The sequence below is a fragment of the Luteimonas sp. Soil_C_16 genome, from assembly GCF_057657295.1.
In genome coordinates, this window is record NZ_JBDGIS010000001.1 from 242,896 (window position 1) to 258,982 (window position 16,087).

At 61.4% G+C, this 16,087-nt stretch carries 15 protein-coding genes; 7 read left to right on the forward strand and 8 right to left on the reverse strand.

All coding sequences use genetic code 11. From position 1 onward, the window contains the following. Positions 1 to 9 precede the first annotated feature (9 nt). From AC3A5T_RS01095 to AC3A5T_RS01110, 4 genes are all read left to right on the forward strand, one after another. Positions 10 to 423, forward strand: a complete 414-nt coding sequence (locus AC3A5T_RS01095; RefSeq protein ID WP_487626973.1) for a helix-turn-helix domain-containing protein — start codon at positions 10 to 12, stop codon at positions 421 to 423. Between the two features lie 104 nt (positions 424 to 527). Next, entirely contained in the window at positions 528 to 812 is a 285-nt protein-coding gene (locus tag AC3A5T_RS01100) for a helix-turn-helix domain-containing protein (protein ID WP_487626974.1), read from the forward strand. Positions 813 to 1,020: 208 nt separating this feature from the next. Beyond that, complete coding sequence (locus AC3A5T_RS01105) at positions 1,021 to 1,218, forward strand: hypothetical protein (protein ID WP_487626975.1); 198 nt, start codon at positions 1,021 to 1,023, stop codon at positions 1,216 to 1,218. A 223-nt stretch (positions 1,219 to 1,441) separates the two neighbouring features. Further along, positions 1,442 to 1,678: a hypothetical protein gene (locus AC3A5T_RS01110; protein ID WP_487626976.1), complete on the forward strand. Its 237-nt coding sequence runs from the start codon at positions 1,442 to 1,444 to the stop codon at positions 1,676 to 1,678. Between the two features lie 69 nt (positions 1,679 to 1,747). Here AC3A5T_RS01110 and AC3A5T_RS01115 read toward each other — a convergent pair whose 3' ends face one another. The 5 genes from AC3A5T_RS01115 to aceE all read right to left on the reverse strand — a co-directional run bounded on the left by AC3A5T_RS01115 (position 1,748) and on the right by aceE (position 9,668). Then, complete coding sequence (locus tag AC3A5T_RS01115) at positions 1,748 to 2,788, reverse strand: ComEC/Rec2 family competence protein (RefSeq protein WP_487626977.1); 1,041 nt, start codon at positions 2,786 to 2,788, stop codon at positions 1,748 to 1,750. Beyond that, positions 2,766 to 3,452 carry a hypothetical protein gene (locus AC3A5T_RS01120; protein WP_487626978.1) on the reverse strand — a complete coding sequence of 229 codons (687 nt, stop codon included), beginning with the start codon at positions 3,450 to 3,452 and terminating at the stop codon, positions 2,766 to 2,768. Before AC3A5T_RS01120 ends, AC3A5T_RS01115 begins: the two co-directional genes overlap by 23 nt. A gap of 6 nt (positions 3,453 to 3,458) precedes the next feature. Beyond that, the gene (locus tag AC3A5T_RS01125; protein WP_487626979.1) at positions 3,459 to 5,543 is read right to left on the reverse strand and encodes a sensor histidine kinase; all 2,085 of its coding nucleotides are present in this window, start codon (positions 5,541 to 5,543) and stop codon (positions 3,459 to 3,461) included. A gap of 3 nt (positions 5,544 to 5,546) precedes the next feature. Further along, a complete protein-coding gene (locus AC3A5T_RS01130) occupies positions 5,547 to 6,842 on the reverse strand; it encodes a hypothetical protein (protein ID WP_487626980.1) in 1,296 nt (431 codons plus the stop codon). A 135-nt stretch (positions 6,843 to 6,977) separates the two neighbouring features. Then, positions 6,978 to 9,668 (reverse strand): pyruvate dehydrogenase (acetyl-transferring), homodimeric type, encoded by a 2,691-nt coding sequence (gene aceE, locus AC3A5T_RS01135; RefSeq protein ID WP_487626981.1) that lies wholly within the window; start codon positions 9,666 to 9,668, stop codon positions 6,978 to 6,980. 201 nt (positions 9,669 to 9,869) lie between these two features. Here aceE and AC3A5T_RS01140 point away from each other — a divergent pair, with 201 nt between their 5' ends. Genes AC3A5T_RS01140 through AC3A5T_RS01150 form a run of 3 tightly spaced genes read left to right on the forward strand, consistent with a single transcriptional unit; the run spans position 9,870 to position 12,497 of the window. Then, on the forward strand, positions 9,870 to 11,684 hold the full coding sequence (locus tag AC3A5T_RS01140) for a sensor histidine kinase (protein WP_487626982.1): 1,815 nt from the start codon (positions 9,870 to 9,872) through the stop codon (positions 11,682 to 11,684). Between the two features lies 1 nt (position 11,685). Continuing rightward, positions 11,686 to 12,126, forward strand: a complete 441-nt coding sequence (locus tag AC3A5T_RS01145) for a response regulator (protein WP_332079108.1) — start codon at positions 11,686 to 11,688, stop codon at positions 12,124 to 12,126. 5 nt (positions 12,127 to 12,131) lie between these two features. Then, positions 12,132 to 12,497, forward strand: coding sequence for a response regulator (locus tag AC3A5T_RS01150; protein WP_487626983.1), 366 nt, complete (start codon positions 12,132 to 12,134; stop codon positions 12,495 to 12,497). Between the two features lie 363 nt (positions 12,498 to 12,860). Here AC3A5T_RS01150 and AC3A5T_RS01155 read toward each other — a convergent pair whose 3' ends face one another. The 3 genes from AC3A5T_RS01155 to AC3A5T_RS01165 are packed head-to-tail and all read right to left on the reverse strand — an operon-like array spanning position 12,861 to position 15,624. Further along, positions 12,861 to 14,519, reverse strand: coding sequence for a phosphoethanolamine transferase (locus tag AC3A5T_RS01155; RefSeq protein ID WP_487626984.1), 1,659 nt, complete (start codon positions 14,517 to 14,519; stop codon positions 12,861 to 12,863). After that, complete coding sequence (locus AC3A5T_RS01160) at positions 14,516 to 15,271, reverse strand: phosphatase PAP2 family protein (protein WP_487626985.1); 756 nt, start codon at positions 15,269 to 15,271, stop codon at positions 14,516 to 14,518. Before AC3A5T_RS01160 ends, AC3A5T_RS01155 begins: the two co-directional genes overlap by 4 nt. After that, positions 15,268 to 15,624, reverse strand: coding sequence for a diacylglycerol kinase (locus AC3A5T_RS01165; RefSeq protein ID WP_487626986.1), 357 nt, complete (start codon positions 15,622 to 15,624; stop codon positions 15,268 to 15,270). Before AC3A5T_RS01165 ends, AC3A5T_RS01160 begins: the two co-directional genes overlap by 4 nt. Positions 15,625 to 16,087: the final 463 nt, after the last annotated feature.

Here is a 16,087-nt window from a genome sequence, read left to right on the forward strand (position 1 = left end):
TACGGACACATGGCAAAGAAACCTCCCGCCGCCGTCTACGGGCGTCGACTTCGTGAAGCACGTGAGGACCGCGGCATACCTCAGACTGATCTAGGCCTGGCGATTGGCTTAGATGCGTCTGGAGTGAGCACGAGGATTAGCCGTTATGAAACGGGAAAGCATCAGCCGAAGCTGCAGATGCAGCAGCTTTTCGCAGAAGCTTTGGATCTACCGCTTGCCTACTTCTATGCAGACAACGATGAACTAGCGCGCTTGATCGCTAGCTTCGGACGTCGAGACAAACCAGGACAGCGGCGAATCAAGGCGATCAAGTCCAAAAAAGCGAGCAGGGCTGCAAAAACCAGCAAGACCGCAAAAACCAGCAAGAACAGCATGACCGCGAAGACCAGCAAGGCCGGCAAGACAAAGCCTAAGAAGAAGTGAGTTGATCCACCTCAAAATGAGGCAGCAACTACGTTAAACGTAGTATCGCCATGTCACGCGGATCCGGATGCTTCCACGCATGGAAGTACCGGATGTAGGCGAACATGGCTGATCGAGGCGCTCTGCCCGTTTACAGCCGAAGACTGCGAGAAGCTAGAGATGCTCATGGCATCTCTCAACGCGCGTTGGGCATCGAAGCAGGCCTGGACGAGTTTGTCGCTAGCACCAGAGTGAATCGCTACGAGACTGGGGTTCATCAACCTGATCTTCAAACCCTTCAGCGCCTCGCAAAAGTGCTCAAAGTTCCTACAGCTTACTTCTATGCGGAGGATGACGAACTTGCCCATCTGATCGCCAGTTTCAAAGGACGTTCGAAAGGCAAGCGTTAGCACATAGGTTGGCCGTTTCCAGGGTGGGGTAGCAGTGCGCCCGGCACCAAGGAGCAAAGATCCGCGAAAGCTGGCGTAGCCGGCTCTTAAGGCAGCAGGTTTTCCTACAAGCGTATCGGCGTTGCGCTTGCGAATTGCCACTCCTAGCACTTACAGACTCGACCGCATGCAGATCTGAGCATCCCCTTACGACCGTAAGGAGAGCGTCATGATCGAAATCGAAGTAAGAAGGCTAGGCGATGGGCGGTTCGAGGTTGAAGCGCCGGGCCGTCACCACGAAGCATTTGAAGGTCAACTTGGGGCCGTTTGCGCTGCCCACGCATTGGCTGCAGAAGCGCTGCGGCAAGGTGAGCAAGTTCGCCTTGTGCTGCCACAGGGTGTCGATTGGGAGATCCGGCTTAGCTGAGGTCCCTATCTAACTGGCGTGCGCGATGAGCTTCTTGTCGAAGCCATAGCGACACCATGGCACCACTACTCGGGAACAGCCCTCATTCTTGTGCTTACGAAAAATCGCGCGGCACTGAAGTCAGCTACCGCTGACGTCCCCAATAGTGAACGCATTGGCAGCAAGTTTTTAGCGCGGACACGTCACGCTATCCTGGCAGTGGACAGCACGGGAGCTGCAGGGCGTGAGCAATGCCGTTTTCACGGCTTCGGAAAGTAGTGCTTACGACGATCACATCGAAGTTCGCTACCACTTCCCCTCGACGTATCTGAATCAGGTCAGCGCCGCACTGAGCGACTGCATCATCTATTACGAGCCTAGACGTGCGACCGGGCCCAGCAGTGCCACAGGTCGACAGGCGCATTTCGCGATGGCGCGCGTGGTCGACATCGAGCCAGACAACAAGCGCGGCGCTACCTAAAAATCAAATTCACATAAACCGAAAAATTAAATCGCAAGCCTCGGAATCTAATGATCAGAAACTCGGAGTCTACGCATGATCCAGCGCACGTTTGCATAGAGAGCCCTTCACATGCTGGGAAACGAATTTTTCATGGCTCCTTCTAAATCGCCCCATCAATCTAGCTCTAATATGAGGATCAAGAGGAACTACAACCGTCCCTGCACAACAGAAGTTGTTCTTCTCACCGGATGACCTTCTGTCCAAATTTTCTCTGGAGACACCGGGTAGATGCGCAGCGCAATTGACAGAAAGCTGGGTGCAAGCGATGTGAGCTGCAGCACCTACTTGATCGGCCGCCCCCCTTATTCCGTTGACGATTTCTGTTTGCGGATTTCTATGCTTAGCCCTACCTAGAGAAAATAGTACGTACTCTGGAGCTACCGCTTGTGTAAGGGACTTCGCGAAGTCTTGATTCGCCTTACGTTGCTCTGCACCTCGACCACGTCCGCTGTGTCCACCATGGTGAGGAAAAACGAGAACGCTTGCTCTTAGATCGGCACCCTCGGTTAGCATTGAGGTAAGAGATGACCTTTCGGCATCTCCTGCCAAAAGACAGACCGGCTCGCCTTGATACTTAACAAGCACGACGCCAGACATAGAGTTTGGGTTTTGCTGCGCGCCGTCCAAATCCACTCCATCCACGGTCGCCAAACAGTCCCAGCTCAGCGGATGAAGCACGCTGACATCCACGTCCTGAAGCGCTATCGTTCCCGGATCTTGACTGTTTAGGACAGCGTGGACGCGGGTGCCGCGCCGACTTGCATCTCTTACGGCAGCTCTAAATCGGTACCAAGTTGCAGCATTTCGCTTATCCGGATTGACATGCACCGATTGAACCGACCGCCTTTCGTCCATCAGAATCGAGATCGCTCCTGATAAGTGATCACTATCCGCATGCGAAACAATTAGATTCGTAATATTTTCGATCTCCAATTCGTCAAGCATTTTCGCAACTACCGGATCACTGGGCGCGTCTATTACTACCGCTCCTTCGGCAGTTCGAAGAATTGCGCAGTTTCCGTGGCCAACATCGAGAATAAATAGCTCAGGCGAGACCGTCGTCGGCATCAGGCGCCTCCGCGATCTCTACGTTCTCAAAATACAAATCAACTTTCTCTGATGCTCTGATGTTCGTCTCTGCAACTAACAAGCACCCCTCTTTGACTCTATGCCTTTGATCCTCGGAAACCAGTAGAAGTGGAAACCTAACCGCGTCGTCAGAACTGAAACCATCAACGATTGCATCTATAACTTCTTCCCCGTTCACGGCGCTAATCGACAGAACCTGCAGCAAGGTCCTCTGCGCGGTGCGTTCATTTCTGCGACCCTTATCAATCTCTGCTACGCATACTGCAAACGCGTGCCTAAGCTCATCTGGCTCATCAGCTTGCCCTCTACGCAAGACCACAGGCAAGTCAGACCTGAACTTTCTAATTGCTACGTCTGCTTCTTGATCTAGGTACTGAGTAACCAAGATAGTTGGGTGCTTACGCCTAGTTAATCTTGCCGCCAAATCTGCGCCGGACAAGTCTCCAAAGCCGCCGTACCTGAGCCGATGATCGCAAACGGCCGCGTCTGAATTCTGAAGTATTTCTTCGACCAGCGAGTCGAGTGATGCAGATGGCTGCTGTCGATACGCGTCGAATTCACCGTCCTCCAACACGTTGATCATTGTTTGGGCGGTGTCATCGCCATCGTCGACTACGGCGACTTTTTTTATTTTTGCCGTCATCTCAAATCATCCTGATGCGAGTGGAAAGACAAACCTGAAAACTGCTCCGTCAGTAGACGTACTTGCACGGTAGGCGCCGCCCAGATCGATCGTAGAGTCTCTGGCGATTGTCAAACCGAAGCCCGTCCCTTCATTACGCGTTGTTCTACCGGGAAGCCATATATCCTTAAGATCCATAGAAATCCCCGGACCGTTGTCACGCACTTCAATCGCAACTGTCGCCCCCTCGACAATAGCTTTAAGCGTGATTTTTCTTCCGCTTTGGCGAGCTCCAACCTGCTCAAATGCACTGACTGAATTAGTAATACAGTTTGTTATAATCGTCTCCACCAGCGCCTCTGCGCCGTATATGACTGCTCCATCCTCAACATGATGCTCTAGCTCAAGCTTAATCTTTGCATCAGCCAGTACGGGCTGCCATATCTCGTGAATAGAAGTAATTACATCATTAAGATTCACTGCGCCGTGCCTGCGCTTCTCTCTTTTCAAGAACTCAATTTGCATTGACGCAAACCGCATCAGTCGCTCAGACGAACTCAAAATTATATCGAGTGGAGACTTCAGCTTTTCCACGTCTCGCTTAGGTTTTAACTTTTCCGATCTTCGTCTAATAGATTTTTGGCTTCCAACAATCGCGGTGATTGGCTTCCCAATCTCATGCGCGAAAACAGCCGCCGTAGTTCCAGCAGTAGCCAACGAACGATAGAGAACTAGATCCTCCCTTGTCGCCTTAAGCGTACTTTCAAAGCGTTTCTCCAGCATTTGTATTGCGAGCTTGACCCGCTTTTGATCCGCTTCTGGAACAGCCTCTCGGATCACGTCTTCGATTTGCTTCTTAGGTTCTGAGAAACTCTCTTGCTCAGCCCGCTTCTCACTTTCTCGCCTAGCTTCGGCAGAACGAAGCCGCTGGCGAGCAAACCAATCTAATGCGTCCTTAGCAAATCTACGAATCTCTTGAAACTCGTCCGACTCGATAAAGCCGACACGGTCAGTCTTCTGCGTCAGCCTTCCCTCGAGGTCGGCAACGATAACTCGGCCCACGCTTGTATTGGTCGAAGGACGCTCTTCGGGGCTACGAGCTCTGGAGAGATTCATGTCCAGCCAGTCGTGACCGGGATCCCCGTAGGGAGCCACTCGGAAATCCTTATGATAAAAATGGACGCCGCCTACGGTGTTTAGCCAAGATCTGACTTCACTGATCGTCGCGCCACGCCCGGTGAAATTCTCTCTTCTTAATATATATACGTACAGCTCGAATCTCGAAGGCGGAGCAAAGTATAACTTTGAGGACTCCGGCTTTCCTACGACGCCCCAGTCATCACTGTCGGCGGAGTAAAGCTCCTGCCCTTTCCAGTCTTTGACGACTGCCTTGGCTGTACCGTCCGAACTCAAATCTGCGGAAAGGACGAATTCTGCCTCATCCAAATAAGAGTTTCGCACCCTTTTTTCAAGATCTGGGAACTCTTTCGCGGTAAGTTCGACTTTAAACTCACTTCCCTCTTCGAAGGGACTTGTTAGCAGCACTATGCTTCGACCTAACCGATCGACTTCAGCCTTAGTTATTGCTTTTGTCAAACCCGAAATTATGATAGATGTGCCCGGGCTCTCCTTTTGAGTCCTCTTAATATCAAGATTTACATCTTCAACCACTTTAGCTTCGTCGTATCTTGACCAATCAATCTCGATCTCAGTTGCAAACTGGTCACCTTCCTTCATCGTGACCATCGCGACATGGCTACCTGCTCGAAGAGCAGCAATTCGACCGAGACCTTTGTCGCCAACTGTTCGTCTACCTTTTTTAGGGGTAGGAAGATCACCGCGCTTGCGCGAGCCTCCGAGCACGAGCCAGCCATCTACTACATCTGCGCGCCCCATTCCTACGCCGTCATCTGAGATGGTGATGCTGCCGCCTGACATCGAAACGTTCTCAAGAACGACTTCGCACACGCTAGCGTCAGCGTCATATGCATTTCGGACGAGCTCTAATATCGCTTGATCCAGATTTGGTACTAGCTCCTCACCCAGCCTTGTAAGAATCGACGGCGCAAATCGGAATCCGCCGGACCCCTCCCCCTTTCCTTGCTCTCGCATAAATTACTCCCCCCAAACTGGTATACCTTTTAGCGACGAAACCGTGAGGTGGCGACAGCGAATTCTCTCGTTAAGCCACGCGTCTGTTCTTGAGTCAGACAGCAATTTATGCAGTCTCCTGCACTCTTCTAGCGACTGCTTTTTAGGCCGAACTATTATGAGATGATTCTCCACAAGCCACTGATCGGTTCCACGAATAATGCTAGCCCTAGCGCGCCGACGATCACTTGGGCTCGACGTTCGACGAACTACTAGAAACGGAGCTTTTTCTAGTCGAGCGTTAAACCTAGAGAATTCGGGAGGATTCAGAATCTCGGAGTCAACCGGAACGTTCTTAGTCGTGACATATCCTGCGAAAATTCCATCTTCAGTGGCGCGATGGGGAACAACAGGCCCGACGGAAACCGAGGCAATGTCTTGTAGCGACGTCGTCATTGCGTTGGCCATACCCGCATTACTTGGGAGGAAAGCTCCCGCTTTCTCTTTCGTTACTCCTGCGAGGATAGTTACATCCACATCCGCACTCTCTCCAAAGTGCCCTTGCGCTGCGAGCGACTTTATATCCAGCTTCTCATTCAGCCAGTCACGGAATGCGCGATAAGAGCTTCCGCTTCTTATCACGTCAGGAACAAGAGCAAGAATACCTACGCCCTCTGGTGCATTCCTAATGACGTGTTCAATATGCAGCGCAGCGGCGCTGCGCATTCCGGCCCCTGCCGCACTTCCCTTTGGGGCTTTCGCTCGCTGATATGGCGGATTCATGATCACGCAATCGCCGCGCCGCAAGCCCAGATCCAGCAGCAGAAAGTCTGATACCTGAAACGCCCCGGGCAGGTGGGAAGCTGGACTGTCGTAGTCAGAAAATCCAGCTGGATCTGGATTCATCTCGGCGTGCCTGCTCAATGCCACCGCCTTGATCCGAGCCCAAGCGATTTCCAGAAACGAGGAGCGAAGATCTACTGCAACCAGAATCTCAGACCAGCTCCTCAGAGTTTCACGGGGGGTCTCCATCAAGGGTAACTTTTTTGCCAAGGCAAGAAGTAGATCGCCAATCCCAGCACTGGGGTCAATGAATCGGCTCCAACGACTCACTTCGACGAGGCCTGCCATCTTCAGCGCCCAGTCTTCCCCGGAGAAAAAGACACCTTGCTGTCTTCTAGCGTCACGATCCAAGACGCCGTACACCACCGACCTGGGATCGTGCTGTTGCGTGCTAAGGCCATTCTCGTTCAGGAAGTCAGCGGCACGGAGATGCTTAAGAGTTTCTGCAAACGCTCCCAGCTGAACTTCACCATTCATTTATTGGAGTCCTACGCAACCACTTTGAGTCTGCTGCCTTACTCGATCATTCACAAGTCACGAAACCAAATAGCACGCGTAGCTTCTGATCAAAAAAAGGGCGGCCACGTGGCCGCCCTTTCATAGAAGCTCGAATCAGACCCCGACCGGATTCGCCTTCTCCGGATCGATCTTGTACAGCTTGATCGCACGGGCCACATCCTTGCCGGTCATCTTGCCGTCCTTCATCAGCCCCTCGATGGCGGCCTGCGCGATGTAGTAACGGTCCACTTCGAAGTGACGACGCAAATTGGCGCGGGTATCCGAGCGGCCGAAGCCGTCGGTGCCGAGTACGGTGTATGTAGCCGGGACGAAGGCGCGGATCTGGTCAGCGAACGCGCGGACGTAGTCCGTGGCGGCGATGACCGGGCCCTGGCGGCCTTCGAGCAGTTGGGTGACGTAGGCCTTGCGCGGGGTCTTGGCTTCGGGGTTGAAGCGGTTCCAGCGCTCGGCATCCCAGCCATCACGACGCAGCTCGGTGAAGCTGGGGCAGGACCAGATGTCGGCAGTGACGCCGAAGTCCTTGTCCAGCAGCTCGGCGGCGGCGATGGCTTCGCGCAGGATGGTGCCCGAGCCCAGCAGCTGCACGCGCAGCTCGCCCTTCTTGGCCTTGCCGGCATCCTTGAGCAGGTACATGCCCTTGATGACGCCCTCGGCCGCGCCTTCGGGCAGCGCCGGGTGGCTGTAGTTCTCGTTCATCAGGGTGAGATAGAAGAACTCGTCTTCCTGCTGGTCGAGCATGCGCTGCATGCCGTAGTGCAGGATCACCGCCACTTCGCCGGCGAAGGTCGGGTCGTAGGCGCGGCAGTTCGGGATGGCGCCGGCCAGCAGGTGGCTGTGGCCGTCTTCGTGCTGCAGGCCTTCGCCGTTGAGCGTGGTGCGGCCGGCGGTGGCGCCGAGCAGGAAGCCGCGGGCGCGCATGTCGGCAGCCTGCCAGGCCGAGTCGCCGATGCGCTGGAAGCCGAACATCGAGTAGTAGATGTAGAACGGCAGCATCGGCACGTCGTTGGTGCTGTAGCTGGTCGCGGCCGCCATCCAGCTGGAGAACGCGCCGGCCTCGGTGATGCCTTCTTCCAGCACCTGGCCGGCCGCGTCTTCGCGGTAGTACGAGAGCTGGTCACGGTCGACCGGCTTGTACTTCTGGCCCTGCGGGGCGTAGATGCCCAGTTGGCGGAACAGGCCTTCCATGCCGAAGGTGCGGGCTTCGTCGGCGACGATCGGCACCACGCGCGGGCCCACCTGCTTGTCGCGCAGGATGATGGACAGCGACTGCACGAACGCCATGGTGGTGCTGATGGAACGCTCGCCGGTGTCCTGCATCAGGCGGTCGAACACCTTGAGCTCCGGCGCCTTGAGCGTTTCGGTGCTCTTGCGGCGACGCTGCGGCAGGAAGCCGCCCAGCGCCCGACGGCGCTCGAGCATGTACTGCACTTCCTCGGAATCCTTGCCCGGGTGATAGAACGGGATTTCGCCGTCCTTGAGCGCCGCGTCGCTGACCGGAATCTTGAAGCGGTCGCGGAAGGTGCGCACGGCTTCGTCGTCGAGCTTCTTGGTGTTGTGGGTCGGGTTGAGCGCTTCACCGGCGCTGCCGAGGCCATAGCCCTTGACCGTCTTGGCGAGGATGACCGTGGGCTGGCCCTTGGTGTCCATCGCGTTCTGGTAGGCGGCGAAGACCTTGTGCGGATCGTGGCCGCCGCGGTTGAGGCGCCAGATGTCGTCGTCGCTGAGGTTGGCGACGAGGTTCGCGGTTTCGTCGTACTTGCCGAAGAAGTTCTCGCGCGTGTACGCGCCGCCGAACGCCTTGCAGTTCTGGTACTCGCCGTCGACGGTCTCCATCATCAGCTTCTTGAGCATGCCGTCCTTGTCCTTGGCAAGAAGCGGATCCCAGTAGCTGCCCCAGATGGTCTTGACCACGTTCCAGCCGGCGCCGCGGAAGCCGCCTTCCAATTCCTGGATGATCTTGCCGTTGCCGCGCACCGGACCGTCGAGGCGCTGCAGGTTGCAGTTGATGACGAAGACCAGGTTGTCGAGGCCTTCGCGGCCCGCAACCGAGATCGCGCCCAGGCTTTCCGGCTCGTCCGTCTCGCCGTCGCCCATGAAGCACCACACCTTGCGGTCGGACTTGGGCATCAGGCCGCGGGCTTCGAGGTACTTCCAGTAGCGCGCCTGATAGATGGCGGCGATCGGGCCCAGGCCCATCGAGACCGTGGGCACCTGCCAGTAATCGGGCATCAGCCAGGGGTGCGGATAGGACGAGATGCCCTGGCCGTCGACTTCCATGCGGAAGTGGTCGAGCTGGGCCTCGGTGAAGCGGCCTTCGAGGAACGAGCGCGCGTAGATGCCCGGCGAGCTGTGGCCCTGCGTGGCGATGACGTCGCCCGGGTGATCGGCCGACGGCGCGCGGAAGAAGTGGTTGAAGCCCACGTCGTACAGCGTGGCGCTGGAGGCGAAGCTGGCGATGTGGCCGCCGAGGTCGCCCGGCTTGCGGTTCGCGCGCACGACCATCGCCATCGCGTTCCAGCGGATGATGGAGCGGATGCGCCATTCCAGCTCGGAATTGCCCGGCATCTTCGGCTCGAGATGCGTGGGGATGGTGTTGACGTATTCGGTGGTCGGCGCGAACGGCAGATGCGCACCGGCGCGGCGCGTCAGCTCGACCATGTTCTCGAGCAGCTGGTGCGCGCGTTCCGGGCCGCCGACGTCGATGACCGCTTTGAGCGACTCGACCCATTCGCGGGTTTCGGTCGGATCGGGGTCGTTCTGCAGGACGTCGTTCAGCCAGTTCATTCTGTGCTCCAGCGCGGCGCGCATGCCCGCGTCTCATGGGGGTCGTTAGGACCCTGAATTCTAACAGGGGGACGCGACTGACACCGGACGCCAGCGGACGGTCCGCGTTGCCAGCGCCGGGGCCAACCCCCATGATCCCGTGTTCAGGGGTGGATGCGGCATCATGCGCGACCGCTCCGTCCGCGCGAGACGCCCGCCCCGATGCCGCACACCGCCCCCGCCCCCTCCCTGCTGAGCCGCTGGCGCCTGCCCGCGCTGGGCATTGCGATCGCGGCCATCGTGGTGGGACCGTTCCTGATCATGCGGTCGGCGATCAGCGAGGCGGACTTCGCCACGGAGAAGGTGCTGCACACCCGCGAGGTGGAATCGCTGATGCAGACGGTGAACGCCGACGCACGCAGCCTGGAAGCGGCGGCGATGACCCGCGTGCGCGGCATCGACAGCCCGCTGCTGCGCCAGCGCATCGACGAGGCCAACGCGCGCATCCTGCCGAACGTGGATGAAGTGCTGCAGCTGACCCGGGACAACCCGGAACAGCAGGCCCGCCTCGGCGCGCTGCGCAGCAACCTGGAACAGCGCCTGGCGCGGATCGCCGAGGTAACCCGCGCGGCCGAATCGGCGACCGACGACCAGATCGACAACATGGTGGTGCTCAACCCGATCCAGCGGTTGATCATGGACATCGTGGCCGACGAACAGCGTCTGCTGGGCGAACGCGCCGCCCGCGCCGCGCGTGCGGACCGCAATGCCGACATCGCCAGCTGGACGGCGATGCTGGTGCAGCTGGGCCTGCTGCTGGGCGCCACCTATTTCGCCGTGCGCCAGCAGAGCGGACGCCTCGTGGCCGAGGGCCTGGCCGCGCGGGCCAGCAACCGCTCGGCGCTGGTGCTCGACAGCGTGCGCGAGCCGATCGTGCTGATCGACCGCGACCAGCGCGTGGTGATGCACAACGCCGCGTTCGCCGAGTTGTACGGCATCGGCGACGAAATCCGCGGCGAGCGGCTGGCGGAAGTGGGCGAAGGTGCGTGGGATCACGCCGAGACGCTGCGCCGCCTGCACGATGTGCTGGCCCGCGACCGCGAGCTGTGGGACCACCGCCTCAACCAGAGCACGGTCGACGGCATCGAACGCACCATGCTGCTCAACGCGCGGCGCATGCCGCTGCCCGACCGCGAGGATGCGGTGGTGCTGGTGACCGCATCCGACGTGACGGCGCAGACGATCAGCGAACGCCAGATCCGCGAGCTCAACCAGCAGCTCGAAGGCAAGGTGGAGCAGGTCTCGGACGTCAACCGCGAGCTGGAAGCCTTCAGCTATTCGGTCTCCCACGATCTGCGCGCGCCGCTGCGCCACATCGCCGGCTTCGCCGACAAGCTGGGCCGGCATTTGGGCACCGACGTCGACGAGAAGACCACGCATTACCTGGGCGTCATCGGCAGCTCGGCGCGGCGCATGTCGGCGCTGATCGATGATCTGCTGGTGTATTCGCGCCTGGGCCGCAGCGCGCTGCGCCTGCAGAGCGTGGACCTGCAGTCGCTGGTGGCCGACACCCGCGCGATGCTCGATTCGAATGCGGCCTCCGAACATCCCGGCCACCGCATCGAATGGACGATCACGCCGCTGCCGATCATCGTCGGCGACGAGAACATGCTGCGGCAGGTGTGGCTCAACCTGCTGGGCAACGCGGTCAAGTACAGCACCGGCAGCGAGCCGGCGCAGATCGAGGTCGACTGCCGCCGCGGCGCCGATGGCGGCTACCAGTTCAGCGTGCGCGACAATGGCGCCGGCTTCGACATGCAGTACGCCGGCAAGCTGTTCGGCGTGTTCCAGCGCCTGCATTCGGCGACCGAATTCCCGGGCACCGGTGTTGGCCTGGCCAGCGTGCGTCGCGTGCTGGGCCGTCACGGTGGCCGCATCTGGGCCGAAGCCGAGCCCGGCAAGGGCGCCACGTTCCACTTCACCCTGCCTGCTTCGGTTGCCGAGGCGGGTCCGTCTACACCCTCTGGACATGCCTGACATGAGTGAAATCCGCACGATCCTTCTCGCCGAGGACAGCCCGCACGACGCCGAGATGGCGATCGACGCGCTGCGCGACGCCCACCTCGCCAACCCCATCGTGCACGTGGAAGACGGCGTGGAAACGCTGGACTATCTGCTGCGTCGCGGCAAGTTCGCCGACCGCCCCGAAGGCGATCCGGCGGTGCTGCTGCTCGACATCAAGATGCCGCGCATGGACGGCCTGGAAGTGCTCAAGCAGCTGCGCGAGCACCCGACGCTCAAGCGCATGCCGGTGGTGATCCTGTCCTCCTCGCGCGAGGAAAGCGATCTGGCGCGCAGCTGGGATCTCGGCGTGAACGCCTACGTGGTCAAGCCGGTGGACGTGGACCAGTTCTTCGAAGCCGTGCGCACGCTCGGCAAGTTCTGGGCCGTGCTCAACGAAACGCCCGACGAAGAATGACGGTCGTGAGCGCGCCGCTGCGGGTGCTGATCGTCGACGACTCGCGCGACGATGCCGAGCTCACCGAGCTGGCCCTGCGCGACGCGGGTATCGAGGTGGAGGTCCGCCGCGCTTATGGCGAGGCGGGCCTGACCGATCTGCTGCGCGAGTTCAAACCGCAGATGGTGTTGTCGGACGTGAACCTGCCGGGTTTCTCCGGCGCCGAGGCCATGGGCCTGTCGCGCGCGATGCTGCCGGGTGTGCCGGTGGTGTTTCTGACGGGTTCGGCGATCGGTGCGCCGGGGGAGGAATTGCCGGTGGGCGACGGTCTGGTGTTCAAGGACGAGCTGGAACTGCTGCCCGGCGTGGTGCGGGGACTGGTCGCGCCGTAAGTGGCGGGCGGGGCGTGCGCGTGGGTTGCGCGCTTGACGTGTGTGGCGCTGCCGGGTGTTCGCGGCGCGGGTGAGGCGATGGGGTCCGCTTTGCTTGATCCATCCTACGGAAGGCTTGGCGCATGGCTGCGGCTGGATTTGTGCGAGCGTTGGCCCTCACCCCAACCCCTCTCCCATGGGGAGAGGGGCTCGGTCAATCGCGAGCTCCGGCCTTCAAGCCCCCTCCCACTGGGGTGAAGAAGCACGCGTGCGAGCCACTGGCTCGCGTGCTGATGAACGCCCTCGCGATATCGCGAGGGCCGGGGCGCGGAGCGGGCGTTTGGGTGAGGGCAAGCGCGGACCAGACCGGCTCGACGCTCGCCTCTACGCGGTGGTGTGACGACACGGCGCGAACAGATCCAGATCGGGCGCGTAGTCGCGCGTCTGCACGCCGAACACGCCCAGCACCGAATGGAACAGGTTGTCGTGACTCAGCGGCGTGCCGGACCGTGCGCGCAGACAGCGCATGTCCAGATCCATGTCAGCTGCGAGCCCTGACGACACCCACGCGATCATCGGCACATGCAGTTGCTGCGAGGGCGCGATCGCGTACGGCGCGCCGTGCAGGTAGAGGCCGTACTCGCCGAGCGATTCGCCGTGGTCGGACACGTACAGCAGCGCGGCATCGTGGCCCTGTTGCTGCTGCACGAGATCCAGCGCGCGGGCGAGGAAGGCATCGGTGTAGCCGATCGCATTGTCGTAGGCGTTGGCGATCTGCGCCGGCGTGCAGCGGCTCAGCTCCGCGGTGTGGCAGGCGGGCTTGAAGGTCTCGTACGCCGCCGGATAGCGCTCGAAATAGTTCGGTCCGTGGTTGCCGAGCTGGTGCAGCACGATCATCAGGTCGCCGGGCGTGGCGTCGATGCGCTCGCGCAGCCGGGTCAGCAGGATGTCGTCGAGGCAGCGGTCGCCTTCGCACAGCGCGGGGGCGTCGCTGGCCTGCATGTGCTCGAGGCCGGTGCCGTCGCACACGCCCTTGCAGCCGGACTGGTTGTCGCGCCAGCGCACGTCCACGCCGCTGCGCGCGACGACGTCGAGCAGGGACTCGTGGGCACGGATCGCGGCCTTGTCGTAATGCGCGCGGCCCTGCAGCGAGAACATGCACGGCAGCGAGACTTCGGTGCTGGTGCCGCAGGACTGCACGTCGCTGAAGTTCACCACGTCGCGTTTCGCCAGCTGCGGCGTGGTCTGCCGCGCGTAGCCGTTGAGGCCCCAGTTCTGCGCGCGCACGGTTTCGCCGACGACGAGCACCAGCAGTCGCGGCTTCTCGCCGGCCGGCCGCGACACGCGCGCGGCATCGGCGGCGATCGTCAGCCGTTGTCCGGGCGGCGGTTCGGGTGCTTCGGTCAGGGCGCGCACCGTGGACACCACCAGATTGCCGGGCGTGATGCGGTACCGCAGTGCGTGATCGCTGCGCATCAGCGCGAACATCCCCTGCGAGGACAGCAACACGGCGATCGTCGCCAGCACTGCCATCGCCCCGAGGAACACCGCGCGCGCGGCGATCGCCTGACGCAACGGGCGTGGTGTCACCCGCACCCATGCCAGCACGAACAGCGGTGGTCCGGCCTGCAGCAGCACGTGCAGCACCAGCCATGGGGACAGCAATTCGCGGCTCTCGGCGGGATCGGTGTGCAGGACGTTGAGGATCATCTCCACGTCGAACAGCACCGCGTAATGGCGCATGTAGAACGTGGCGAACGCGGTGACGACGATCAGCGTGGCCAGCACCGGCCGCAGCGCACGCCCGATCGCGACCAGGCCGAACAGGAAGGCGTGCAACGCGAAGATCGCCACGCCCAGCGAGGCCAGCAGGCCGGGTGAGGCGCCGTCGTGCACGGCCGCCTGCCAGAAGCCGACGTTGCAGATCGCGACGAAGTACAGGCACGTGCCCGCGAGCAGGGATTCGGACGCGACCTGCGGGCGCGTGAGCCAGCCGCTGCGCTGCGCCTGGACCAGCGGCCCGCGCCAGGGACGCGCACTCATCGCAATGCCCCGTGTGCGATCGGCGTGCGGTGCGATGTGATGCGCGCGGCCGCGGCATCGCGCAGCTGCGCCGGCAGCCAGACGCGCGCCGACAGCGCCGCGACCAGCCAGCACAGCGTCAGCGCCCACAGGTCGTGCGACAGGAAATGCGCGCCGCGCAGCTGCTGCACGGCGCCGAAGACCAGACCCAGCGCGAGTCCGAACGCGAGGCCCAGACGTCGCCACGTCCGCAGCGAAGGACCGGCCGCCGCGCAGGCGAAGTACAGCGCCAGCCACGCATAACCGGCCGCGGCATGCGCCGCGGGAAAACACGCCGCCGGGCCGAGCGCTGCAGGGCGCGGATCGAAGGGCGACAGCCAGGGATGCGTGCCGCCGTAGCGCTGCAGATCCCAGGGGCAATCGATGCCGGTATGCATCTTGAGCACCGCCACCAGCGCGCTCGCGAGCGGAACCGTCAACAGCACGTAGCCCAGCGGTCGACGCCACGCCGCCGGCACGCGCCCGCGCCAGGCCAGGCCCCACGCGACGGCGGTCAGCATCCAGCAGCCGATGCTGAAACGGCGGCCGCCGACGTGCAGGAGTTCCGCGCTCCACCAGGCATCGCGCGCGGCCCAGGTGCCGCCCTGCCAGGCGTAGAGATGATCGGCCCACCAGGCGTCGCCGCCCGTTGCCGCCAGCAGACAGGTGAGCGCCACCGCGCCCGCGATCACGCCGAGCAGCGCCGGCGTCCGCGTGAGGGCGTCGGCGCTCACAGCACGCAGATCCAGACCGCGGCGTGCACCACAAGGCTCACCGTGACCGCCGCCGACCCCGCGTCCTTGGCCTTGCCGCTCAGCGCGTGCCAGTCGGCGCCGACGCGATCGACGACCGCCTCGATCGCGGTGTTGAGCAGTTCGACGACGAGCACGAGGCCGAGCGTGGCGAGCAGCAATGCGCGCGACAGCGGCGCGAGATCGAGCGCGAACACGAGGACCAGCAGCGGGGCACCGAGCAGCAGTTCCTGGCGGAACGCGGCTTCACTGCGCCAGGTGTCGACCAGGCCACGCCAGGAATGCCCGGTCGCACGCAGCAGGCGACCGGCACCGGTGGAGGAAGGGTTGCGCATCGGCAGGCTCTGCCGGGAATCCGTCCCGGCTTGTCGCGGCGCAGGATCGACAGCGCCACGTCGGAGCGGGGTCGGAGAGATGTTCGCTGGGGATTAAGGCGGGGATGCGCCTTCGTTCGAGTGGGATCACTGCGGGCGTCGGCCCTCACCCCAACCCCCGCTCCGCGCCCCTGCCCTCGCGATATCGCGAGGGCGTTCATCAGCACGCGAACCAGTGGCTCGCAAGCGTGCTTCTTCACCCCAGAGGGAGAAGGGCTCGATCATGCGAGCGTGCTGCCTCTAGCCCCTCTCCCCTTGGGAGAGGGGTTGGGGTGAGGGCGCGCGCGTCGCAGCAGCCGATCGAAACGAGATCGATGCAACGGCCCGAATCAGCTCCGCCGCGACCGGACCGTTTGCCCCCATCCCGGCCTTCCACCCGTAAAGGGCGCAATGCCCCGCATGCGGGGGAAGGAGCAGGTCATAC

Coding starts and splice junctions, on each gene's coding strand:
- AC3A5T_RS01165 (WP_487626986.1), bottom strand. CDS start 15,624: ATGCGCAACCCTTCCTCCACCGGTGCCGGTCGCCTGCTGCGTGCGACC.
- AC3A5T_RS01095 (WP_487626973.1), top strand. CDS start 10: ATGGCAAAGAAACCTCCCGCCGCCGTCTACGGGCGTCGACTTCGTGAA.
- AC3A5T_RS01155 (WP_487626984.1), bottom strand. CDS start 14,519: ATGAGTGCGCGTCCCTGGCGCGGGCCGCTGGTCCAGGCGCAGCGCAGC.
- AC3A5T_RS01140 (WP_487626982.1), top strand. CDS start 9,870: ATGCCGCACACCGCCCCCGCCCCCTCCCTGCTGAGCCGCTGGCGCCTG.
- aceE (WP_487626981.1), bottom strand. CDS start 9,668: ATGAACTGGCTGAACGACGTCCTGCAGAACGACCCCGATCCGACCGAA.
- AC3A5T_RS01125 (WP_487626979.1), bottom strand. CDS start 5,543: ATGCGAGAGCAAGGAAAGGGGGAGGGGTCCGGCGGATTCCGATTTGCG.
- AC3A5T_RS01115 (WP_487626977.1), bottom strand. CDS start 2,788: ATGCCGACGACGGTCTCGCCTGAGCTATTTATTCTCGATGTTGGCCAC.
- AC3A5T_RS01105 (WP_487626975.1), top strand. CDS start 1,021: ATGATCGAAATCGAAGTAAGAAGGCTAGGCGATGGGCGGTTCGAGGTT.
- AC3A5T_RS01145 (WP_332079108.1), top strand. CDS start 11,686: ATGAGTGAAATCCGCACGATCCTTCTCGCCGAGGACAGCCCGCACGAC.
- AC3A5T_RS01100 (WP_487626974.1), top strand. CDS start 528: ATGGCTGATCGAGGCGCTCTGCCCGTTTACAGCCGAAGACTGCGAGAA.
- AC3A5T_RS01120 (WP_487626978.1), bottom strand. CDS start 3,452: ATGACGGCAAAAATAAAAAAAGTCGCCGTAGTCGACGATGGCGATGAC.
- AC3A5T_RS01130 (WP_487626980.1), bottom strand. CDS start 6,842: ATGAATGGTGAAGTTCAGCTGGGAGCGTTTGCAGAAACTCTTAAGCAT.